This window comes from Catenuloplanes niger (assembly GCF_031458255.1).
Taxonomy (GTDB): Bacteria; Actinomycetota; Actinomycetes; order Mycobacteriales; family Micromonosporaceae; genus Catenuloplanes; species Catenuloplanes niger.
This window is the reverse complement of the sequence record NZ_JAVDYC010000001.1, coordinates 7912605-7934299: the sequence shown is the minus strand read 5'-3', so window position 1 is coordinate 7934299 and position 21695 is coordinate 7912605. Positions and strand designations below refer to the sequence as shown.

The 21695-nt window shown below is 72.6% G+C and carries 22 protein-coding genes; 9 read left to right on the top strand and 13 right to left on the bottom strand.

Annotation, left to right across the window (positions count from 1 at the left end; genetic code table 11):
* Positions 1–91 precede the first annotated feature (91 nt).
* Positions 92–1390 carry a citrate synthase gene (locus J2S44_RS34830; RefSeq protein ID WP_310422937.1) on the bottom strand — a complete coding sequence of 433 codons (1299 nt, stop codon included), beginning with the start codon at positions 1388–1390 and terminating at the stop codon, positions 92–94.
* Positions 1391–1666: 276 nt separating this feature from the next.
* Here J2S44_RS34830 and J2S44_RS34825 point away from each other — a divergent pair, with 276 nt between their 5' ends.
* Positions 1667–2482, top strand: a complete 816-nt coding sequence (locus J2S44_RS34825; protein ID WP_310422933.1) for a class I SAM-dependent methyltransferase — start codon at positions 1667–1669, stop codon at positions 2480–2482.
* Here J2S44_RS34825 and J2S44_RS34820 read toward each other — a convergent pair.
* Together J2S44_RS34820 and J2S44_RS34815 are read right to left on the bottom strand one after the other, a co-directional pair.
* A complete protein-coding gene (locus J2S44_RS34820; RefSeq protein WP_310422930.1) occupies positions 2465–3115 on the bottom strand; it encodes an SDR family oxidoreductase in 651 nt (216 codons plus the stop codon). The two genes, J2S44_RS34825 and J2S44_RS34820, sit on opposite strands and share 18 nt — an antisense overlap.
* 8 nt (positions 3116–3123) lie before the next feature.
* Positions 3124–4005, bottom strand: coding sequence for a phosphotransferase (locus J2S44_RS34815; RefSeq protein WP_310422926.1), 882 nt, complete (start codon positions 4003–4005; stop codon positions 3124–3126).
* A gap of 46 nt (positions 4006–4051) precedes the next feature.
* Between J2S44_RS34815 and J2S44_RS34810 the strand changes: the two genes are divergently transcribed.
* Both J2S44_RS34810 and J2S44_RS34805 read left to right on the top strand, forming a co-directional pair.
* Complete coding sequence (locus J2S44_RS34810) at positions 4052–4522, top strand: nitroreductase/quinone reductase family protein (RefSeq protein ID WP_310422924.1); 471 nt, start codon at positions 4052–4054, stop codon at positions 4520–4522.
* Positions 4523–4587: 65 nt separating this feature from the next.
* On the top strand, positions 4588–5199 hold the full coding sequence (locus tag J2S44_RS34805) for a M15 family metallopeptidase (protein ID WP_310422921.1): 612 nt from the start codon (positions 4588–4590) through the stop codon (positions 5197–5199).
* Here J2S44_RS34805 and J2S44_RS34800 read toward each other — a convergent pair.
* Positions 5177–6622, bottom strand: a complete 1446-nt coding sequence (locus tag J2S44_RS34800; RefSeq protein ID WP_310422918.1) for an ATP-binding protein — start codon at positions 6620–6622, stop codon at positions 5177–5179. The genes J2S44_RS34805 and J2S44_RS34800 overlap by 23 nt on opposite strands.
* A gap of 60 nt (positions 6623–6682) precedes the next feature.
* On the opposite strand from J2S44_RS34800, the gene J2S44_RS34795 reads away from it, so the two are divergent.
* The 3 genes from J2S44_RS34795 (at position 6683) to J2S44_RS34785 (ending at position 10156) form a co-directional block, all read left to right on the top strand.
* Entirely contained in the window at positions 6683–7387 is a 705-nt protein-coding gene (locus tag J2S44_RS34795; protein ID WP_310422915.1) for a VOC family protein, read from the top strand.
* A 100-nt stretch (positions 7388–7487) separates the two neighbouring features.
* The gene (locus J2S44_RS34790) at positions 7488–8453 is read left to right on the top strand and encodes an Acg family FMN-binding oxidoreductase (RefSeq protein ID WP_310422912.1); all 966 of its coding nucleotides are present in this window, start codon (positions 7488–7490) and stop codon (positions 8451–8453) included.
* Positions 8454–8533: 80 nt separating this feature from the next.
* Positions 8534–10156, top strand: a complete 1623-nt coding sequence (locus tag J2S44_RS34785; protein ID WP_310430070.1) for a GAF domain-containing sensor histidine kinase — start codon at positions 8534–8536, stop codon at positions 10154–10156.
* A gap of 52 nt (positions 10157–10208) precedes the next feature.
* On the opposite strand, the gene J2S44_RS34780 is transcribed toward J2S44_RS34785, so the two are convergent.
* Positions 10209–11462 carry an Hsp70 family protein gene (locus J2S44_RS34780; RefSeq protein ID WP_310422909.1) on the bottom strand — a complete coding sequence of 418 codons (1254 nt, stop codon included), beginning with the start codon at positions 11460–11462 and terminating at the stop codon, positions 10209–10211.
* Between the two features lie 448 nt (positions 11463–11910).
* Complete coding sequence (locus tag J2S44_RS34775) at positions 11911–12387, bottom strand: hypothetical protein (protein WP_310422906.1); 477 nt, start codon at positions 12385–12387, stop codon at positions 11911–11913.
* A gap of 238 nt (positions 12388–12625) precedes the next feature.
* Here J2S44_RS34775 and J2S44_RS34770 point away from each other — a divergent pair, with 238 nt between their 5' ends.
* Positions 12626–13024, top strand: a complete 399-nt coding sequence (locus tag J2S44_RS34770) for a hypothetical protein (protein WP_310430172.1) — start codon at positions 12626–12628, stop codon at positions 13022–13024.
* A 336-nt stretch (positions 13025–13360) separates the two neighbouring features.
* On the opposite strand, the gene J2S44_RS34765 is transcribed toward J2S44_RS34770, so the two are convergent.
* From J2S44_RS34765 to J2S44_RS34745, 5 genes are all read right to left on the bottom strand, one after another.
* Complete coding sequence (locus tag J2S44_RS34765) at positions 13361–13717, bottom strand: STAS domain-containing protein (protein WP_310422903.1); 357 nt, start codon at positions 13715–13717, stop codon at positions 13361–13363.
* The gene (locus J2S44_RS34760; protein WP_310422900.1) at positions 13714–14781 is read right to left on the bottom strand and encodes a cobalamin B12-binding domain-containing protein; all 1068 of its coding nucleotides are present in this window, start codon (positions 14779–14781) and stop codon (positions 13714–13716) included. The genes J2S44_RS34765 and J2S44_RS34760 overlap by 4 nt, the downstream gene beginning before the upstream one ends.
* Positions 14778–16388 carry a SpoIIE family protein phosphatase gene (locus tag J2S44_RS34755; RefSeq protein ID WP_310422897.1) on the bottom strand — a complete coding sequence of 537 codons (1611 nt, stop codon included), beginning with the start codon at positions 16386–16388 and terminating at the stop codon, positions 14778–14780. The genes J2S44_RS34760 and J2S44_RS34755 overlap by 4 nt, the downstream gene beginning before the upstream one ends.
* A gap of 123 nt (positions 16389–16511) precedes the next feature.
* Positions 16512–17291: an exodeoxyribonuclease III gene (locus tag J2S44_RS34750; protein WP_310422894.1), complete on the bottom strand. Its 780-nt coding sequence runs from the start codon at positions 17289–17291 to the stop codon at positions 16512–16514.
* Between the two features lie 65 nt (positions 17292–17356).
* Positions 17357–18361: an Acg family FMN-binding oxidoreductase gene (locus J2S44_RS34745; RefSeq protein ID WP_310422891.1), complete on the bottom strand. Its 1005-nt coding sequence runs from the start codon at positions 18359–18361 to the stop codon at positions 17357–17359.
* A gap of 154 nt (positions 18362–18515) precedes the next feature.
* Between J2S44_RS34745 and J2S44_RS34740 the strand changes: the two genes are divergently transcribed.
* A complete protein-coding gene (locus tag J2S44_RS34740; protein WP_310422888.1) occupies positions 18516–19427 on the top strand; it encodes an NAD(P)H-binding protein in 912 nt (303 codons plus the stop codon).
* A 2-nt stretch (positions 19428–19429) separates the two neighbouring features.
* On the opposite strand, the gene J2S44_RS34735 is transcribed toward J2S44_RS34740, so the two are convergent.
* Both J2S44_RS34735 and J2S44_RS34730 read right to left on the bottom strand, forming a co-directional pair.
* Positions 19430–19996, bottom strand: a complete 567-nt coding sequence (locus J2S44_RS34735; protein ID WP_310422886.1) for a dihydrofolate reductase family protein — start codon at positions 19994–19996, stop codon at positions 19430–19432.
* Between the two features lie 158 nt (positions 19997–20154).
* Complete coding sequence (locus J2S44_RS34730) at positions 20155–21051, bottom strand: serine hydrolase domain-containing protein (protein WP_310422882.1); 897 nt, start codon at positions 21049–21051, stop codon at positions 20155–20157.
* A gap of 204 nt (positions 21052–21255) precedes the next feature.
* Between J2S44_RS34730 and J2S44_RS34725 the strand changes: the two genes are divergently transcribed.
* Complete coding sequence (locus tag J2S44_RS34725) at positions 21256–21600, top strand: VOC family protein (protein WP_310422879.1); 345 nt, start codon at positions 21256–21258, stop codon at positions 21598–21600.
* The last annotated feature ends 95 nt before the right edge of the window (positions 21601–21695 follow it).

The window sequence follows — 21695 nt, the reverse complement described above, 5'->3', positions numbered from 1 at the left end:
TGAACCCGACCTTTCGCTACGGGCTCCGGGGCGTACGAAAGAACCGCGCCCCGGGGCGTACCCTGGGCGCGGTTCTCGGTGTCGACTCCGATCAGCGATTCTCGATCGGGAGGAAGGCGCGCTCCGCCTCGCCCGTGTAGAGCTGCCGCGGGCGGCCGATCTTGGTCGCCGGGTCGTTGATCATCTCGCGCCACTGCGCGATCCAGCCGGGGAGCCGGCCGAGCGCGAAGAGCACCGTGAACATCTTGGTCGGGAAGCCCATCGCCTTGTAGATGAGGCCCGTGTAGAAGTCCACGTTGGGGTAGAGCTTGCGGGAGATGAAGAAGTCGTCGGCGAGCGCGATCTCCTCCAGCTTCATCGCGAGCTCGAGCAGCGGGTCGTTGCCGCCGGTGCGCTCCAGCACGTCCCGGGCGGCCTTCTTGACGATGGCGGCGCGCGGGTCGTAGTTCTTGTAGACGCGGTGCCCGAAGCCCATCAGCTTGACGCCGGGCTCCTTCTTCTTCACCCGCTCGACGAACGCGTTGATGTCGCCGCCGGACTGGTGGATGCCGTTGAGCATGGTCAGCACGGCCTCGTTCGCACCGCCGTGCAGCGGGCCGAACAGCGCGTTCACGCCGGCCGAGACGGAGGCGAACAGGTTCGCGTGCGACGAGCCGACCAGGCGCACGGTCGACGTGGAGCAGTTCTGCTCGTGGTCCGCGTGCAGGACGAGCAGCATGTCGAGCACCTTGGCGACGACCGGGTCGACCTCGTAGTCCTCGGTCGGGACGCCGAACGTCAGGCGGAGGAAGTTCTCCACGTAGCCCAGGTTGTTGTCCGGGAACAGCGCGGGCTGGCCGATCGACTTCTTGTAGGCGTACGACGCTATGGTCGGCACCTTGGCCAGCAGCCGGACCGTGGAGATCTCCACGTCCTCGGGATTGAACGGGTCGAGCGCGTCCTGGTAGAACGTCGACAGCGCGCTCACGGCGGAGGAGAGCACGGCCATCGGGTGCGCGTCACGCGGGAAACCGCCGAAGAACTGGCGCATCTCCTCGTGCAGCAGCGTGTGCTTGCGGACGCGGGAGTCGAACTCGGCGAGCTGCTCCGCGGTCGGGAGCTCACCGTAGATGAGAAGGTACGACGTCTCGAGGAACGACGCGTTACCCGCCAGCTGGTCGATCGGGTAACCGCGGTAGCGCAGAATGCCGGCGTCGCCGTCGATGTAGGTGATCGCGGAGGTGCAGGAGGCGGTGTTGACGAAGCCGGTGTCGAGGGTGACGTATCCGGTTTCCTTCAACAACTGACCGACGTCGACACCCGCCGGACCCTCAACCGCGCTTCGAACCGGCATCGACAGCTGTCCGCCAGGATGCTCAAGCTTGACATCGCTCGCCTTGACGTCCGTCATGTATTTCCCTCGCTTTACCGGCAGATCTCTGGGTAGACCTTCCGTTCACCGTAAACCCTCCGCCCGGAACCGGCGCAACGGCCCCAGTGAGGCATGGATCACCGAGCGCGGTCATCGCGCCTTAACGCGGCTTTAACGGATGCTGTTCGGTCGACCCCGGTGCACCATATCGCCGCCGCGACGGCCGGCGGGTGTGAAATGTGTAGTGCGCCCGTTCTGCCGTATGCCGCACCGCGTCGGTACCGCGCGGCCCGGCGTCGCGCGTACCGTCGGAGGATGGTGCCGATCCGCCTCACCGAGGCGCGCGAGACGCTGCTGGTCACGCTCTACGGGCGGGCGCTGGACGCGCGCGCGGCCCATCCGGTGCTCGGCGACACGATGGCCGCGGAGGCGGTCGACGCGATCGACTTCGACTTCCGCAGGACGCACCTCACGCCGCGGACGGCGCCCACCGTGGCGGTGCGGGCGAAGTTCCTGGACGGCTGGGTGCGCGAGTTCCTCCGCGAGCACGACGGCGAGGCGACCGTGCTGCACCTCGGCGCCGGGCTGGACAGCCGGGTCTGGCGGATCGATCCCGGCCCGGGCGTGACGTGGTTCGACGTGGATTTCCCCGAGGTGATCGAGATCCGCCGCGCGCTCTTCCCGGAGCGGCCCGGCTACCGCATGATCGGCGTGTCCGTCACGGACGACGACTGGCTGGCGCAGATCCCGACCGGGCGGCCCACGCTGGCGATCGCGGAGGGCCTCAGCATGTACCTCACCGAGGAACAGGGGCTCACGCTGCTGCGCCGGATCACCGACCGGTTCAACGGCGGCACCACGATCGCCTTCGACGCGTTCAACCGGCTGGCCATCCGCACGCAGCGGACGAACCCGGCGGTCCGGATGTCCGGCGCCACCCTGCACTGGAGCGTGGACCACCCGCGCGAGCTGGTGCGGGACGTGCCGGGGCTGCGCCTGCGGGACGCGGTCGACGCGCTCACCGCGCCCGGCGCGGAGCAACTGCCGCGCGGCACCCGGGTCGTCTCGTCCCTGCTCCGGCCGTTCCCGGCCGTCCGCCACATGTCCCGGTACCTACGGTACGAGCGCTGACGCGATCGGCGTGCCGCCGTTGTTGAACTCGACGGTCCGGCCGCGGGTCGACGGGTCGGCCAGCGCGGCCGCCGCGGTCGCGGCCACGTCCGCCCGGGACACCGCGCCCGGCGTCGCGCCCTGCGCGGACGTCTCGATCAGCCCGGTCGGCGCGTCCGCCGTGAGCCGGCTCGGGCGCAGGATCGTCCAGTCCAGCGACGTCCCGGCCAGGTACGCGTCGGCCGCGGACTTCGCCTCCGCGTACGGGAAGAAGCCGTTGTCCGCCGGCACGCCGTGGTCCGGCCCGGCACCGAAGTAGGACACCATCACGAACCGCCGCACGCCGGCCCGCTCGGCCGCGTCCATGGTCCGGATCGCGGCGTCCCGGTCGACCGCGTAGGTCCGGACCGGGCTGCCGCCGCCCGCACCGGCCGACCAGACCACCGCGTCGTGGCCGGCGAGCAGCGCCGCGATCGCCTCGGTGTCCAGCGACTCCACGTCCGCGATGACCGGGTGCGCGCCGGTCGCCTCGACGTCCGGGACGTGCTCCGGGTTGCGGAACACCGACGTCACCTCGTCACCGGCCGCCACCAGCAGCGGTGCCAGCAGCAGTGCGACCTTGCCGTGCCCGCCGACGATCACGATTCGTGCCATGCGGCCGATCATATGGCGGGCGTGAGGTATCCGCTCAGTTCGCGCCAGGCGAGCCGGGTGTCCGCGTCGTCCGCGTGCGGCGCGCGCAGGTCGCGCACGAACGCGCAGATGTCGGTGAGCGTCCAGCGCAGCCGGTAGAGCGCGGTCGCGGGCGAGTCGTCCGGCGCGACCATCCACAGGTCGCGTGCGCGGGGCGCGACCGCGACCGTGTCCCAGTCGATCAGCCGCAGGCCACCGCCGGCCGGCAGCATCACGTTGCCCGGGTGCGGCTCGCCGTGCGTGACCACCCAGGTGTCCCGGGCGGCCGTCACGACCGGGACCAGCGCGTCGTACCGGACGAAGAGGTCCGCCACCACCCGGCGCCGGGCCGCGAGGAGCTCGCGGGCAGGCCGCGCGTACGGCCCGTCGCCCCACGGTCCGTCGAGCTCGTCCCGGTACGGCACCGTGAGCGGGTCGACCGGCGCGCCCGGCGGCACCGGCACCGAGTGCAGACGGCCGAGCGCGTCCAGCAGATCCGCGCGGACCGGCGCGGGCAGCACGTCGCCGAACCGGTGCGACCGCCCGTCGATCACGGCGGCCACCGAGACCGCCGCGCCACCGGCCGTCACGGTCACGCAGCGCCCGTCCGGCCGGCGCACCGGCGACGCCACGAACTCGAGCCCGGCCTCGCGCAGCGCCGCGGCCGTGCCGAAGGCCCGCTCCAGCGCCGGCACGTCCGGCTCGAGGTCCACGCTGAGGAACCACTCCGCGCCGCCGGTGTCCCGCGCCCGGTAGTGGTGCGCGCCGTAACCGACCGGCGCGTAGTCCAGCGCGGCGACGGCGATTCCCCATCCACTGTGGAGCGCGCCGGTCACCTCGGCACGGTCGAGGTCCGGTGGTTCGGCGAACACGGAGATGATTCTAGATTTTTTCGCCGGCATTCGGGATCGTGAGCGGATGAGATGGTGGCGGACGATCTGCGCGCGGATGAGTCGCCGGCCGTGGTTCACCCGGTTCGCCGCGGCCGCGGTGCCGCTCGACCGGCTGGCCGGCCGGGTCACCCGGGGCCGGGTGGTCGCGCTCGGCATGCTGCCCAGCCTGCTGTTGACCACGACCGGCCGGCGCACCGGCCGGCCCCGGCGGAACCCGATCAGTTATCTGCGCGACGGCGACGCGTTCGTGGTGGTGGGCACGAACTGGGGCCGCCCGAGCCCGCCCGGCTGGGTGTTCAACCTGCGCGCCACGCCGGTCGCGATCGTCACCGTGCGCGGCGCCGACCTCGCGGTCCGGGCCGAGGAGGTCACCGACCGGGCGGAGTACGACCGGTTCTGGTCCGCGATCGTGGCACGCTGGCCCGCCTACCGGACATATCTGGCCACCGCCGGCGACCGGCCGATCCGGATCTTCCGGCTGATCCCGGTGTCCTGACCGTTCCCCTCAGGTCCGGGCGGCGGCCGCCGATGGGTGGTTGAACCACGCATGGGGGGTGGAGCGTGCTGAACGGCATCACGGGCATCACCGCGCGGATCAACGACATCGAGCACCGGATCGCGTCGATGACGCAGCAGACCGCGGCGAAGACCGCGAGCGCGGTGTCCAACACCGGTCAGGCGTTCGCGTCCGCGCTGGCCAGCGCGGTGCACGGCGGCACGGCCCCGACCGCGACGGCCGGCACCACCGCGAGCATGAGGGTCAACTCGAAGGGGATCCCGGAGGACCTGGCCGGGTACGGCAACGGCAGGATCCCGGCGAACGCGCTGGGTCAGGTGGGCGGCACCGGTCACAAGCTGTGGGCGCCGGCCGCGGAGAAGCTGACCCAGATGATCTCGGACGCCAAGGCGCAGGGCGTCACCATCGGGATCACCGACTCGTACCGGCCGTACGAGGAGCAGGTGGACCTGGTCCGCCGCAAGGGCCTCTACTCACAGGGCGGGCTGGCCGCGAAGCCGGGCACGTCCGACCACGGTTGGGGCATGGCGACCGACCTCGACCTGAACGCGAAGGCGCTGTCCTGGATGCGGCAGAACGCCGGGAAGTACGGTTTCGAGGAGGACACGCCGCGCGAGCCGTGGCACTGGGGGTTCAAGCCGGCGAAACTGTCATGAGCGCCTGAAGCAACTCGGACTGGCTGATCGGCTCCGGCGCGTACCCCCGGGCCTCCTGCATGGCCTTCTGCAACTGGACGCGGCGCAGCGCCTCGCGGATGTCGGCACCGGTCGCGCCCGGGCTCGCGGCGGCCAGCTCGCGCGCGTCGACGTCGTCGCCGAACATCCGGAAGCCCGGCGTCTCGTGCGCGGCGATCAGCGCACGCAGCATCTTCGCGATGATCTCGGCGCGGCCGTCGGTGTCCGGCCTGGGCACGGACAGCTTGATGTCGAACCGGCCGGACCGGGTCAGCGACGCGTCCACCCGATCCGGAAAGTTCGTCGTGGCGACCACGATGACCTGCGGGTTCGCCTCGATCAGCGTGTTCATCTCCTGCTTGAAGATGCCGGCCACCGAGTTGATCGCCTGACCGGCCGCGTCCTGCCCGCCGCCGGTGTAGCTGATGATCGAGTCGAACTCGTCGAACAGCAGCACGGTCGGCGTGGTGTAGCGGCGCGCCTCGGTGAAGATCTTCTTGATGTTGCGCTCGGACGCGCCGAGCCACCGGTCCAGGATCTCCGGCGTGCGGATCTCGCGCAGCTCACCGCCGATCTCGTTGGCCAGCGCGGTGGCGAGCATGGTCTTGCCGGTGCCGGGCGGCCCATACAGCAGGATGCCCTGCGGCCGTCGCGCGCCCCACCGGGCCATCGCCTCGGGATGGTTGAAGCTCACCGCGACCTCGCGCAGCTGGGACACGATGTGGTCGAGCCCGCCGACCTGGTCGAGCGTGGTCCGGTTCGCCCGCTCGTCGGAGATCTCCGGATCCGTGGTCAGCGTGTACCGCCCGCTCAGCTCGCCACCGGCCAGCTCCGCCAGGACCTCGAAGAACGACACCACGAAACCGCGAAGGTACGGGGTGAGCGCCGTGTCCGCCCGGCGCGGCGCCTCGGCGGTCACGGTCACCGACACCTGCTGCGGCAGCCCGGCCGGCTCCACGGCGTAGGCGACGCGGACGGACAGCCCGGAGACCGCGTCCACCACGGTCCGGTCGGCGGGCAGGTCGGCCGGCCGCTCGCCCAGCCGCCGGATCGTCTCACCGGCCAGCGACGCGGTGCGCGCCGCGAACCCGAGCGGGTCCTTCGTCGCCATCTGCCGCGCGAGCATCACGCCGACCGGCCCGGTCAGCCCGATCCGCAGCGCGTCGAGCCCGGCGGCCCGCCGCGCCGTGCCCACGAACCGGTAGACCGGCCCGTTCGTCGACAGCCGGCTGCCCGCGGTCAGCGTCACCGCGCGCAACTGCCCGGGAAAGGGCGCGCCGTGCAGCAGCTCCACCGGCTCCGGGCCGGCCGCGGCCAGCAGGATCCGGTCCGGGTCCACGATCCGGACGGACGCGCCCCGGCACTCGACGGTCTCGCTCGGCGGCCTGAGGCGGTCGTCGGTCATGTGGAACCTCCCTCTCCGATCGAGTCTGCCACGCACGGGACGATCGGGCAGGATGTGACCATGCCGCTCGCCGCTCTGAAGGACATCTGCATCGACGCCTCCGACCTCGACCGGACGGCCGGGTTCTGGCAGCTCGCGCTGCACGCGGAACGGACCCGGCACCGGACGCACCCGGAGCTCTGGTGGCTGACGCCCGGCATCGAGGACGCGCCCGTCATGTGGATCAACGACGTACCGGACGCGCCGCCGCCGGTGAAGACGCGCGTGCACCTCGACCTGCGGCTCGGCCCCGGCGAGACGATCGCGCCGCTGGTGGCGGCCGGTGCGACGGTGCTGCTGGAGCCGCGGCCGGACGAGAAGTGGTGGCTGATGCGGGACCCGGAGGGCAACGAGTTCTGCGTGTTCGCCCCGGACGGGCGCCCGCCCCGCCTGTACGAGCTGGTCGTGGACGCGCGGGACGGCGCGGCCCAGGCCCGGTGGTGGCGCGAGATCCTCGGCGGGGACGTCGAGGAGTCCGGTGACTTCGCCGCCGTGCGGAACGGCGCCGGCCAGACGTTCGACTACTTCGTGTTCCAGAACGTGCCGGAGCCGAAGACCGTGAAGAACCGCCTGCACTGGGACGTGACGCTCACCGGGGCCACACCGGACACGCTGGTCACGGCCGGCGCGACCGTGCTGCGCGCGCCGGACGCCGACAACCGCTGGTGGATCATGGCGGACCCGGAGGGCAACGAGTTCTGCGCGTTCCCACCCCCGGCGTCCTGACCGGGACCTTGGTCCCGCCGCACCGGTGCCGGCGGCCCTGCCGGCCCGGGCCGCCGGCGGGCAGACTCGTGCACAGCGATGCGATACAGGGAGGCACACCATGACGAGCCAGACCACCCGGACGGCGGCGTCCGTGCTCGCCGAGGCCGCGGCGACGGCCGGTTTCGCACCGTCGGTGCACAACACGCAGCCGTGGCGGTGGCGGGTGCTGCCGGAGGCGCTGGAGCTGTACGCCGTACCCGAGCGGAAACTGCTCTCCATCGACCCGGTCGGCCGGCTGCTCACGGTCAGCGTCGGCGCGGCACTGCACCACGCGGTGGTCGCGCTCGCCGCGCTGGGCCACACCGCCGCGGTCGAGCGCTTCGACGGGCCGGACCTGCTGGCCCGGATCACGCTCGGCGCGCCGTGCGAGGTCACGCCGGCCGCGATGCGGCGCGTGCAGCAGCTGCGGACCCGGCGCACCGACCGGCGGCCGACCCGCGACGAGGCCGTCGACCCGGCCGACCTGACCGCGCTGCAGCGCATCGTCTCCGACCACGGCGTGCACCTGCACCTGCTGGTCGACGACCAGGTCTACGAGCTGGCCGCGGCCGCCGGGCGCGCCGACGAGGTCGAGGCGCGCGACCCGTTCGTGCAGCACGAGCTGGAGTTCTGGAAGGCGAAGACGCTGCCGGCCGAGTCGCTGCCGGAGACGCCGGTGCAGTCCACCGTGCCGAACCGGGACTTCGGCGAGCACGGCCGGCTGCCGGTCGGCGAGGGCCACGACACCTTCGCGTCGTACGGGGTGATCTTCGGTGCCGACGACGAGCCGAGGACGTGGCTGCGGGCCGGTGAGGCGCTCTCCGCGGCGTGGCTGGCCGCGGCCGAGCGGGGCATCGGCGTGCTGCCGTTGTCCGGCGTGATCGAGACCGAGGTGACGCGCACGGCGCTGCGGATGACGCTGTCCGAGCTCGGCTACCCGTACCTGGTGGTGCGCCTGGGCCTGCCGGACACCGACCACGCGGGCCCGCCGGCCACGCCACGGATGCCGGCGGCGCAACTGATCGACAGGTCCGCCGTACGCTAGCGTCCGTGGCCGCTGACCAAACGCCCTCGCTCGGACTCGGACCGCTGTCCCGGGTCCGCCTCGACGAACTGCTCCAGGAGATGCTCGACCGCGTCGGCGACGTGGTGGCCAGCCGGGAACGGCTGCGCGCGCTGCTCGACGCGGTCGTCGGCATCAGCACCGACCTCGACCTGCGCAGCACGCTGCAGCGCATCGTGGAGGCCGCGTGCGAGCTGGCCGGTGCCCGCTACGGCGCGCTCGGCGTGGTCGGGCCGGACCGCCGGCTGACCGACTTCATCACCCACGGCATGACCCACGAGCAGGCCGCGCACATCGGCGACCTGCCGCACGGGCGGGGCGTGCTCGGCCTGCTGATACAGGACCCGCGCCCGGTGCGCATGCCGGACATCACCCAGCACCCGCAGTCGTACGGGTTCCCGGCCAACCACCCGCCGATGCACTCGTTCCTGGGCGTGCCGCTGCGCATCCGCGATCACGTCTTCGGCAACCTCTACCTGGCCGAGAAGCAGGGCGCGGCCGAGTTCACGGTGGACGACGAGGAGGTCGTGGTCGCGCTCGCGGCCGCGGCCGGCGTCGCGATCGAGAACGCCAGGCTCTACGCGATCTCGCACCGCCGCGAACAGTGGCTGGCCGCGGCCGCGGAGATCACCGGCGTGCTGCTGTCCGAGGTCCGCCGCACCGACGCGCTCTCGCTGATCGCCCGCCGCGCGCGTGAGGTCTCCGGCGCGCACCTGGTGCTGGTCCTGCTCTACGACGCGGACGCGGACCGGCTCACCGTCGAGGTGGTGGACGGCGACTCGTCCGTGTCCCCCGGCGCCCAGCTGGTGGCCAGCGAGACCGCGTTCCTGCCCGCGGTCACCGGCGCCGGCACCGTCACGGTGGAGAGCCTGACCAAGGCCGCGGCCTGGCCCGGCGACGTGCCCGGCGGCCCCGCCATGATCGCACCGCTGGGCAGCGCGGAGGCGTTGCACGGCGCGCTCGTGGTCGCGCACGACCCGGTCGCCATCCGGCACGACGGCGACGACCTGACCATGCTCAGCACGTTCGCCGGGCAGGCCGCGCTGGCGCTGGAACGCGCGCGGGCACAGGAGGAACGCGAGCTGCTGGTGGTGCTGGAGGACCGCGAGCGGATCGCCCGCGACCTGCACGACGTGGTCATCCAGCGGCTGTTCGCCACCGGTCTGCAGCTGCAGACCGCGATACCGCTGGCCGGCCGCCCGGAGGCCGGCGCCCGGATCAACGCGGCCGTCGACGACCTGGACAGCACGATCCGCGACATCCGCCGCGCCATCTTCGAGCTGCGCGCCCCGGTCGCCCCCGCACTGCGCGCCGACCTCGGCGAGATGGTCGACGCGGCCGCGGCACCGCTCGGTTTCCGTCCCCGCCTGGACCTCTTCGGCCCGGTCGACAGCGCGGTCCCCGACCACGTCCGCGACGACCTGCTGGCCGTGCTCCGCGAGGCGCTGTCCAACGTGGTCAAGCACGCGCGGGCGACGCTGGTCGAGGTGGGTGTGCGCGTCGCGGCCGGCCGCCTCACGCTGACCGTGCTCGACAACGGCGTCGGCTGCCCACCCGACGCGGCCCGCAGCGGCCTGGTCAACCTCGCCGACCGGGCCGGCACGCACGCCGGCACGTTCGACGTCGCCGCCGCCCCGGCACCCCACTCCTCCGGCACCCTGCTGACCTGGTCCATCCCGATCTGACGCCGGCGTCGACGTGCGGCCGCGGCGCGCACGCCGACACGCACAGGCGCGGTCAGTCCCGCGGTGTCTTGAACGCGTTGCGGACCGCGCCGAGCCAGCGCCGCTGCAGGTGCCGAAGCTTCGGCTGGGCGACCGGGACACGGAAACTCTGCGCGGCCTGACCGGCGCGCGTGACGTGCCCGGACTCCGGCGTGATCGCGACGACCTGGGAGAGGTCGCCGGTCTCCTCGTTGCGGCTGAGCCGGTGGTAGGCCAGCGCACCGACCGCGACCGGCAGCTCCGGCTGCTCCGGGACGGACGGCGTGGTGCCGAGCCGGGCGTAGAGGCGCGTGGACACCAGCGGCATCCGGCTCGACCCGCCGACCAGCATCAGCGAGTTCAGCAGGAACGACGACACACCCGCCGCCTCGACCACCCGCCGGGTCTCCTCGACCGCGCGGGCGACCAGCGGCTCCGCCACGTGCTCCAGCTCGTCGCGGGTCAGGTGCAACGGCCGGTCCCAGCCGGGCACCCGCACCGTCACGGCCGAGTTCCGGGACAGCGCCTCCTTCGCGCCGCGCACCTCCGTCCGGAAGTCCTGCCGCGACCGCAGCTCCGCGGCCGTGCGCGGCCGGAACAGCCGCTTCCACGTCTCCGGGTCGCGGCGGGCCAGGTGCCGGCGCAGGTGGTCGAGCAGCGCCAGATCGATGTCGACGCCGCCGAGGTCGGCCAGGCCGCCCGTGCTCGCCACCTGCCAGCCGTTGATCTCCCGGCGCACGACCGTGACGTCCAGCGTGCCGCCGCCGAAGTCGAACACCGCGATCGAGCCACCGAACGGTACGTGGTGGCCCTCGACCTGCGTGCAGTAGACCGCGGCCGCGACCGGCTCCTCGAGCAGCCGCACCTCGCCCATGCCGGCCCGGCGCGCCGCGTCCGTCAGCATCTCCCGGTGCTGCCGCCCCCACCCGACCGGGCAGGTCAGCAACGCGCCGTCCGGGTTCACCCCGGCCATCCGCGCCTCGTACGCGACCCGGGACAGCACCGCGCTGAGCAGCAGCACCACCGGCACCTCGACACCGCCGAGCGGGATCGACCCCTCGCCGACGCGCCGCTTCGGGTGCGGCTCGAACCGGACCGGGTCGTTCGCACCGAGCCGGGTCGCCTCCAGGCCGGTCACGATGTTGCCCTCGGCATCCAGGTAGACGCCCGAATCCATGAGCGAGTACCCGTCGAACAGCAGCGTACGAGGCGCCTCACCGGGCTGCCCGACGACCGCGACCGTGTGAGTCGTGCCCAGATCCACCGCCAGCTGCGACGGACTCTCCACTGCTGTCTCCCCCACCCGTTCCCGGCCGGCGCGCCGCCGCGCCGCCGGGATGGTACCCACGGACCCAGCCCCGCAGCTAGAGACCACACTGACGGGTGATCAACTTAAGCGACGACCAGCGCACCGACCGTCATACCCTCCGCGCACGCTATCGAAGTCCCGCCGCTCCCACATCCCGGCGGCAACGGTAATTAACTGAGCAATCACTCAGGCGGGCCGCCTCCGTCCTCGGCGCGGACGCGTCCGGACGCGCTCCCCCGGCAACCGCGGAGGCCGGCCGGGCGGGAGCGCACGTCGCAGAATGTCACTGTGAGGCGGCGCCGGAGCCGCTGGGCGGTACCGAAAAACGACATGAGTTGAAATGTCGCACTTCCCGCGAATTCGCCGATAGCCACAGTTGTGCAATCGGCATGATTTTCACAGGATAAGGATGTTTCGCGCAAATATCTCACATTACCGAAAGCGCGGATGCGCGGGGTGGCGCTCCGGACACCGCGGCCCGCACGAAACAGAGCACCACAGCGACAGCCCGCGCGGCACACACGAAAGCGGAGCGTCGCACTGTGGATTTGCTCGCGACTCGCGGGTTCTGTCGCACGAAGTATGGACGGCACCCCTCGATGGCCGTCCACAACAGGTCGAGCATGGTGTTGATCCGTGCTTCCAGGACGCTGTCGATGGCTCCGTCGATGCGAACGCTGACAACGCTGCCGCCAACAGCTCGGGCGAGGGAGACCAGGACCGGTGGCACCCCCTGAAGGGGGTATTGGAACCATCCGGTGTCGGACTCGTCATCGGTCCCGTCGAGGGCCCCGACCAGGGCATCTTCGTCTGCCGCATCGTACTGGTGGCCGACATAGTGGCTCAAGTGCTCAAGGAAACGGACGACGTTCTGCTCGAAGATCCATCCGGCTACGGTAGTCACGCGAGTCAGTGTGGACCGGTTCCCTGTCGCTGACCGTTTGTAAGGACGGACTGGCTGCAGGAGCACGCCAAGCCGGCGGTGATCTGTTTATCAGCTCCGGACCGGTCGAAGGCAACGTCAACCGCATCAAGACGATCAGACGCCAGATGTACGGCGGAGTCGGCTTCGACCTGCTGCGCAAGCGTGTCCCGCTCGCTGGTCGATCAGCGATCGAGCAGGATGGCACTACGCTCTCCCGATGCGGTATCTCACCCGACCGTTCGCGATCGGTGCATTGCGTCGAGGCCACGGGATCGAACAGTTCCTCGGCGGCGTCAAGATCGGCGGCGAACCGGCCATTCGATGGGAGTCGATCAGCCCCATGAACGGGCAGTACCGGATCTCACTTCACACCGTGCACGACCCTGATGACGACCGGGTAGGTGACCTGGCCAACCTCATCTCGCTCGACCCGGTCGACGAGGCGTACGTCGGAGAAGGCCGGGAGCTGACCCTCAGCGAAGATGCGGAAGAAGCGATGGCGCTCGCCGAGCGCCTCACCGACGCGAACCCCGGCCGCTGGGTCAACCACGCGGTAGCGGGCGAGGAGTACATGGACTACGTCGGAACCCGACGGAACCCTGCCCGAGCGACATAGCCGACGAGAATGCGCGAACGAAGCCACCCGGTCGGCACCGGCAAAAGCGAGACGCCCACTCCCCTATCCGAAATTTCGCCATATAGCGGAACGGGCGAATGGGCGTTCGTGGCCTTGTCCGGGTGCGGATCGCCGATGGTTCAGGGATTCGCGCGCAACCCGCAGTCCGGCGGAACCCGCGGCCCGCCGGAGGCCGTGGATCGGCGCGGCGGACGGGGAGAGGGCGGTGGGGTCGGTCGTGCGGCCTCGGTTCTGACAGGGAGGCCGGCCAACGGCCGAGCGGTGCCCGCGGGAGCATGCGGAGGGTGAGGTGAGGCGGCGGGGTAGATGGATGCCTCAGGAATGCGCCCCCGCGCGGTCGTCGTCGTGCGCCGCGGTGCCCAGCACCGTGTCCAGGCCGGTGACCTCGAGGATCCGGCGGAGCTGGGCGGTGATGCCGGTCATCGTGAAGGTGGCGCCGGTGCCGCGGGCGTCCTGGCTGATGTGGATCAGCGCGCTCAGGCCGGAGGAGTCGCAGATGTAGAGGCCGGAGAGGTCGAGGCAGATGGCGCGGATGGCGGGGGTGAGGGCGCGGGTGGCCTGGTCGACGAGCTCTTCGGCGGTGTCGAAGTCGAGGTCGCCGAAGAGCGACAGGACTACTGTCGCCTTGTCGGGGTGACTGGTGTGGATGCGTAACGGGGAATCGTCGATCATCGCTCCGGCCTTGTGCTGTCCTGGCCCGGAGACTTACCCGGGGCCAGTTCCGCTAAACCCAGTTTCAACAGTTCCCCCGCGCGGGGGAAGTCGCGGAGGTCGGCGTTGAGCAGGTCGAGGCAGACCGTCAGTGCCGCTGGGGGGACGCCGCGGGCGGCCAGCACCGCGGCGGTCCAGCTGAGGAAGTCGGTGAAGACGGCGGCGTCGTCGACGTAGAGCGCGGCGGCCAGGAAGTCGACGATGTGCGTGACGTCCTCGGCGGTCGCGTCGGCCTGGCGGGCGTCGTAGGCGCGCATCGGCGGGTACGCGTCGCGGAGCCGGTCCAGCACGCCGACGATTATCTTGTGGCGCTGCCGGACGAGCTGGGTGTACTCCTCGTCCGCGAGGTGGGCCAGGTCGTCGTGCGGGGCGCGGGCCGGCGGGTTCCAGCCGGCGTCGAGGATGTCCGCGGCCTCGGTGGCGGTCGCGGCCCAGCCGTCCGCGCCGAGCAGGCGGGCGTGCCGGCCGTCCACACCGAAGCCACGGCCGCCGGCCAGCACCGGTACGCCGACGGCCTGGCACGCGGTGAGCGTGGCGTGGGCGCGGGGCAGCCGGGTCGGCAGCGCGCAGCTGAGCGCGACCACGTCCGGGCCGGTCTGGTGCAGGTGGGTGACCAGGTGCGGACCGGGCACGTTCGCGCCGAGGAAGTCGACCCGCCAGCCGCGCAGCCGCAGCACCTCGCCGAGCAGCCGGGGCGGTAGCGCGTGCCATTCGCCGTCCGTGCAGGCGACGGTTATCCGGCCGAGCGTGGGCCGGGGCGCGGCGCGGGCGACGAGCGCGGCGATCGCGCGTTCGCTGGTGGCGGTGGCGCCGTGCTCGCGCGCGACCGACCACTCGTTCGCGGCCCAGAGCTCACCGACGCGCACCTGGGCGGGCGCGATCAGGCCGAGCAGCAGCTGCTCGGGGTCGGCGCCGTTCTCCCAGAGCGAGAGCACCAGGTCGGTCGCGCCCCATTCGTCACCGGCGCCGATGAGCTCGAGGTACTGCTCGTCGACGCCGGGAAGGATCGGTGTGATCGTCGTCATCGGACCCGCCGGAGGTTCACCGGGTGGAACCCGTTCTCGGGAACGCGCGGGGGTACGCGCACGGCCAGCATCGCGATGTCGTCGTGCCCGGCGCCGTTGATCCAGTCGGAGACGAGTTGTTCCAGCCGTTCCACGACCGCGGCGGCGGGCATGTCCCGGCAGCTGGCGAGCGAGTCGGCGAGGCGGTCCTCACCGTAGGCCTCCCGGCCGCCGACGCCGCCGCGCGCCTCGAACAGGCCGTCGCTGTAGAGCAGCAGCAGGTCGCCGGGGGCGAGCCGGACCGTCGCGGTCTCCACCCGGATCGGGCCGGTGACGCCGATCAGCGTGCCCCTGGCCGGGACCGCCTCGATGCCGCCCCGCGCGCGCAGGACCAGCGGTGGCGGGTGCCCGCCGGACGCGGCCGAGACCCGCCAGCCGTCGCCGTCGCGGACCATCGAGGCCAGCACCATGGTGACGAACCGGGTGCGGTCGCGCGGGTCTATCAACGCCTGGTTGAGCACCCGCAGCAGCGGTTCGGGGCGGCCCTCCAGCAGGCGCAGCGCGCGCAGCGTCTGGCGGACCTTGCCGGCCAGCACGGCCGCCTTCGGCCCCTTGCCGACCACGTCACCGAGCACGATCATGGTCTCCGCGTCCGTGCCGGACGGGGCCAGCGAGGCCGTGCGCGGGTACGCGTCGTAGAAGTCGCCGCCGATCCGGGACGCCTCCTTGGCCGGCCGGTACGCCCCGGCCAGTTCCAGCCCGTCGATGTGCGGCAGCTCCGGCGGGAGCAGGTCGGCCTGCAGGATCGCGGTCGTCTCCACCTGCTCCTGGTAGAGCACGGCCGCGGAGATCGCACCGCCGGCGCGGGCCGCGAAGATGCGGGCCTGCAGTTCCTCGGACTCGGAGAAGACGCCGGGTGCGCGCCGGGCCAGGATCAGCGCGCCGGCCGGCACACCGTTGCCGGGCAGCGGCGTGACCAGCAGCGCGCCGATCTCGCCGAACCCGGGCGGCAGCAGCGACGCCGGCACCTGGGTCTGGTCCAGCCAGCGGCTCGGCACCGGCGGGAAACCGGCGAGCGCCTCGGCCAGGCCGGGGACGCTCTCGGCGTCGCGTTCCTTCATCACGCCGCTCTCGAAGCGGCTGCCGGTGACCGCGCGCACCCACTCGACCCGGTGCCGGGACGGGGGCAGCACGACCACGGCCGCGTCCGCCAGGTGCGCGGCGGCCAGCTCGACCGTGGTGCGCACGCAGCGGCCCCGGTGCAGCGAGGCGGAGAGCCGGCGGCTCGCCTCGACCAGGAAGGCGGTGCGTTCGCGCTCCTCCGCGATCGCGGCCACCCGGGTCGCCTCGTCCGTGCAGTCGTGCACGGTCCAGACGTCGTGCGCGTCGTCGACCGGCTGGCGGCGGCCCCGCAGCGGGCGCCCGTGCAGTTCCCGGTCGAACGAGTCCGGGTCGTCGGTGATCTCCCGGATGGTGAGCAGGCCGGGCAGCAGGCGGTGGGCGGCGGCGTTCGCGTGCAGGACCGCGCCCTGGCCGTCGCAGAGCAGCACCGCCTCGGCGGTGGCGTCGAGGACGGCGTGCAATAGATGAGTGGGCGGTGGCGTGCTGACGTTCCGTATCCCCGTCACGGCAATCTCCTCCGGTTCCGGGTGTCGGTTTTGAGTCGTTCAGCGCGGTCAACAGCCAGCCTACGCCCTACTTGCTTGGCAGCAACTGTTGCATCTGACGGTGACAGTTTTCACCGTAACCGGTCACAGATCGATGTCGACCACGATCGGCGCGTGGTCCGACGGACCCTTTCCCTTGCGCGCCTCGCGGTCGACGTAAGCATCGGTCACCCGCGACGGCACCGGATCGGTCGCGTAGACCAGGTCGATCCGCATGCCTTTGTTCTGGTGGAACATACCGGCGCGGTAGTCCCAGTAGGTGAACGGACGATCTCCCTTCAGCGGCCGTGGCACGATGTCGTGCAACCCGCGCCGCTCACGGAGAGTGGTCAACGCGTCCCGTTCCGGCTTTGTCACGTGGGTGGAGCCGACGAAGACCGCGGGGTCCCACACGTCGTCGTCGGTCGGGGCGACGTTGAAGTCCCCGCACACGGCGAGCGGCGTCGGCTCGCGCTCCAGCGCCTCTGTCAGGCGGGCGAGCCAGAGCAGCTTGTAATTATAGTGCGGATCGTCCGGCGTCCGCCCGTTCGGCACGTAGATCGACCATACGCGCAGGCCGCCGCAGGTGGCGGACACCGCACGGGTCTCCCGCGTGACCTCGTCCGGGAAGCCCGGGTCACCGTCGAAGCCGGTGCGCACGTCGGCCAGGCCGACGCGGGACAGCACCGCCACGCCGTTCCACCGGCCGTCGCCGTGCACGGCCGCGTCGTAGCCGAGCGCGCGCACCTCCGCGGCCGGGAACTGCGCGGCCGAAACCTTGAGCTCCTGCAGGCAGAGCACGTCCGGCTGCCGGGTCTCCAGCCAGTCGAGCAGCCTCGGGAGGCGGGCCTTCACGGAGTTGACGTTCCAGGTAGCGAGCCGCATGGGGCCTACACTGCCCTGCCGTCACCCCGTCCGCCCAGCCCCGACACGCGCGAACGCGGCCCGTCCTACTCCGGGATGATCACGCTTTCCGCGGCGCGGCGCGGCGTGACCGCGCCCGGGGCCGCGTAGCCGATCCGGACCACCATCTGCGGCGGGCCGAACCGGCCGAGCGCGAGCCGCAGCTGCTCACGCGCGGCCGGCACCTCGATCGGCTGCGACACCATCGACGCGGCCAGGCCGGCGTCGGTGACCGTGAGCAGCAGCTTCTGCAGCGCCCGGCCGGCCGCGATCTGCTCGGCCGCGGTGTCCGCCGGGGAACCCAGCACCGCGACGAGCGGCTCCGGCTCCGGGGTCCCGGGCCGCTCCGGCACCGCGCCGCCGAAGTCGCGCCGGGGCAGGACGTCCGTCGGGTCGGCCGTGGGGCCCGCGGCCTCCGGCGGCACGCCGTCGAACGACGGCGCCGGGCGGGTCCACGCCTCGATCTCCGCGCGGTAGTCGTCGTTGCGCCGCAGCACCCGGTCCGCGCTGTGCGCGATCTCCGCGACCGCGGTCACGGCCGCCGTGCCCACGATCAGGTCCAGCCAGCCGCCCTCGGAGCGCACCGCGTCCAGCAACCGGGCCCGGATCGACGCGGGCACCGGGCGGGCCGAGAACCGGGCGCGCGTGCTGCGCCGCCTCGGTACGGCCGCGAGCAGCGCCAGCTCGGCCGGGGTGGCCGGCCGGGGCGGGCCCGGGACCAGCCGCGCCACCAGGTCCGCCTCCGCCGGCACCGGCCGGATCACGCCGTCGGCCGGCCGCCCGCGCGCGGCCAGCGCCAGCCGCGCGTTGCACAGCGCGGCCCCGCAGGCGATCCGCACCGCCCAGCCGGTCGGGTCCGCGATCGGCAGCCGCCGCGCCGGGTCGGACCTGATCTCGATCGCGCCGCCGGACAACCGGAACCGCCACGGCTGCGTGTTGTGCTGCGAGGGCGCCCGCACGGCCGCGGTGACCGCGGCGGCGAGGTCCTCCGCCAGGTAACCGTCCGGTGCCGTGCGGACAGCGGCGTCCTCCGCCAGCGGGATCCGGACCATGACATACCTCCTGAACGTGTTCCCTCCACTCTGACCTGCGAGCCGGGCACCATTCAGGGCCGAAAGACCTTTAATGATTCATGCGGTCCCGGCGGGGTGGCCAGCCGTTCCGCCGTGGGTGGCGGCGCGCCCGTCCGGTCCGGACAATGTGCCCATGAAGGTTGTCGTGGTCGGTGGAAGCGGTCTCATCGGGGCGCACGTGGTCAGCGTGCTGTCCGATCGCGGGCACGAGGTGACGGCCGTGGCGCGCACCGCCAGGCCGGACGTGCACCGCATGCTGGACGCGGAGACGGCCTCCGTCGCGGACCTGCGGGCGCTGCTGCGCGGGCACGACGGCGTGGTCTACGCGGCGCGGACGGACGAGCAGCGGCCGGTGCCGAAGCCGGCCCACCCGGCGTTCCGGGCGAACATGGTCGACCCGCTGGTCCGGCTGTTCACCGCAGCCCGCGAGGAGGGGCTGACCCGCGGCGTGCTGATGGGCTCGTACTACACGTACTTCCACCGGCTGCACCCCGATTGGCGGCTGCCGGAACGGCACGTCTACATCCGCAGCCGGGTCGAGCAGGCCGCGGAGTCACGCGCGGCGGCCGGCCCGGGGCTGCCGGTCGCGGTGATCGAGCTGCCGTTCGTGCTCGGCAGCGGCGGCGGGCGCCTGCCGAACTGGTCCGGGTCGTGGGAGCGCTGGGCCCGGTCCGGCGCGCCGCTGTTCGCGCCGGACGGCGGCACCGCCGCGGTCTCCGCGCGCAGCGTCGCCGAGACCGCGGCCGACGCGCTCGACCGGGGCAGCGGCGCGGACCTGCCGGTCGCGGACGAGAACCTGACCTGGCGCGAGCTGTTCGCCCGGATGGCCGCCGCGACCGGCCGGGCCCGGCCGGTGCGCCGGCTCCCGGGCCTCGCGGTCACCGTGCCGGCCACGATCGGTGCCGCGCTCACCACGCTCACGGGCCGGGAGACCGGCCTGGACATCGCGGAGTTCGCCCGGCTGGCGCGGCGCGACCTCTACATCGAGCCGGCCAGCGGCCGGTCCCTGGACGCGGCCATCCGCGAGACCGTGCACGCCGGCTGACGTCAGCGCACCACGTCGAAGACCTGCTTCTGGACGCCGTTGCCGTAGACCTCGTGCTCGACGATCCGCAGCTTCGTCAGGTCCCGGTCGGCCGTGCTGAACAGGCGCTTGCCGGCGCCCAGCAGCAGCGGGAAGACCAGCAGGTGGTACCGGTCGACCAGGCCGGCGTCGGCGAGCGCGGCGCCGAGCGTGGCGCTGCCGTGCACGATGATCGGGCCGCCCTCGGTCTCCTTCAGCGCGGCCACCTCGTCCAGCGAGCGGAGGACGGTCGCCGGCCAGCGGTCGTCCGGCGCGGCCAGCGTGGTGCTCACGACGTACCGCGGCATGCTGTTGTAGCCCTTGAAGTCCTCGGTCATGGTCGGCCAGATCGGCGCGAACGCCTCGTAGGACCGGCGGCCGACCAGCAGCGCGCCGGCCTCGTCCTGCTCACGCCCCTTGATCTCGTACGCGGCCGGGTCGAATTCGACGCCCTTGAACGTCCAGCCCGAATTGCGGTAGCCGGGCTCGCCGCCGGGCGCCTCCATGACGCCGTCCAGGGACACGAACGCGGTGATGATCAGGGTGCGCATCGGAATCTCTCCTCGGGTGGGTGCCTGTCGCTACGTCGAACGGCGCCGCCGCGTTTTCGACATGGTCCGGAAGACGTTCGCTCGGCCGGTTCGCGTCTCGCCGGCCACCCGCACTTCCTACCACCCCGCGCGCCCGCGGCAGGTCCCGTGCGCCCGCGTCACCGGGGCAGATAGCGGCGCACCAGGCCGATCGCGGGCCGCCAGTCCGGCGGGAGCGCGTCGCGGGGCGGCGGTCCCGGGTCGAAGCGCGGGTCGCCGGTGGTCACCACGGTCAGGTCCGGACGGATCAGGACGTGCTGACCGGCCCACCCGGACGCGAGCAGCTCGCGCCCGCCGACCCAGATGCCGAGGCCGTAGCCCATGTTCTCCGGGAGCGCGGCCGGGGAGTGCGGCGTGACCATCGCGGCCGCGAACGCCGGGTCCGTCATGGACCCGTTCCGCCACAGCTCGCCGAGCCGCCCGAGCGACACCGCCGACAGCCGCAGGTGCGCGAATCCGAAACTGACGCCGTCCGGGTCCGCCGGCCACACCGCGTCCTCGATCCCGAGCGGCCCGAACAGCGCGTCCGCCGCGTAGTCCGCGACCGGCCGGCCCAGCACGACCCCGAGCGCGGCGGACAGCAGGTGGTAGCCGGCGTTGTCGTACCGGAAGGTCCGGCCCGGCCGGTCGATCCGCGGCGCCGACGCGGCGGCCGCGACCTGCCCGCCGGGGAGCACCCGGATGGTGTCCTCGTCCCAGGGCGGTGTCGTGGCCGCGCCGCGCGTCATGCTCAGCAGGTGGCGCCAGGTCTGCCCGGCCGGGACCGGGGGCAGCACGTCGCGCACGGCGGAATCGAGGTCGGGCAGCCGGCCGGCGCGTGCCGCGAGGCCCGCGACCGTGGCGACCACCGTCTTCGTCACCGAGAAGACGTCCGCCACCCGCGGCCCGCCGAAGTGCTCGTCCCAGACCACCGCCCCGCCGGCCAGGACCCGTAGGTGGCTGGTGTGCGCGTAGCGGGAATCCCGCCGGACGTGCGCACCGATCCGCCGGCACGCCTCCTCGATGTCGCTCCGCATACCGCCATCGTCACCGGCGCGAGCCACCCGCCCGCACCGGCGCGAGCCGGCCGGGCCGCCGAGCCGCGGGGCCGCAGAGCCGCCGGGCCGCAGAGCCGCCGGGCCGCCGGGCCGCAGAGCCGCCGGGCCGCCGGGCCGCCGGGCCGCACCGACGCGGCGCGTGCGGTCCTCGCCCGGGCGGCCGCTCCCCATTAACCTGTGCCGATGGCCCTTGATCTGTTCGCCGGTGTCTTCGTCCGTGACCTCCCCGTGGCGCTCGACTGGTACGAGCGACTCTTCGGTACACCGCCCCAGTTCTTCCCGAACGACACCGAGGCGGTGTGGGAGCTGGCCGAGCACCGGTTCGTCTACGTGGAGCTGCTCCCGGAGCGGGCCGGGCGGGCGGCGCACACGCTGTTCGTGGACGACCTCGACGCGACCGTCGCGGGAATCTCGTCGCGGGGCCTGGAGCCGGTGAAGCGGGAGACCTACGACAACGGTGTCCGAAAGATCACCTATGTCGACCCGGAGGGCAACGAAATCGGGTACGGCGGCGCGCCGATCGAATAAGAAAAGGGCGATTAATTGCATATCAATTTGCGTGGTGGTCGTCCGCCAGACGCCTCAAAGCGATTATCCGTTGTGCTCACCAGCAATCTGCCACC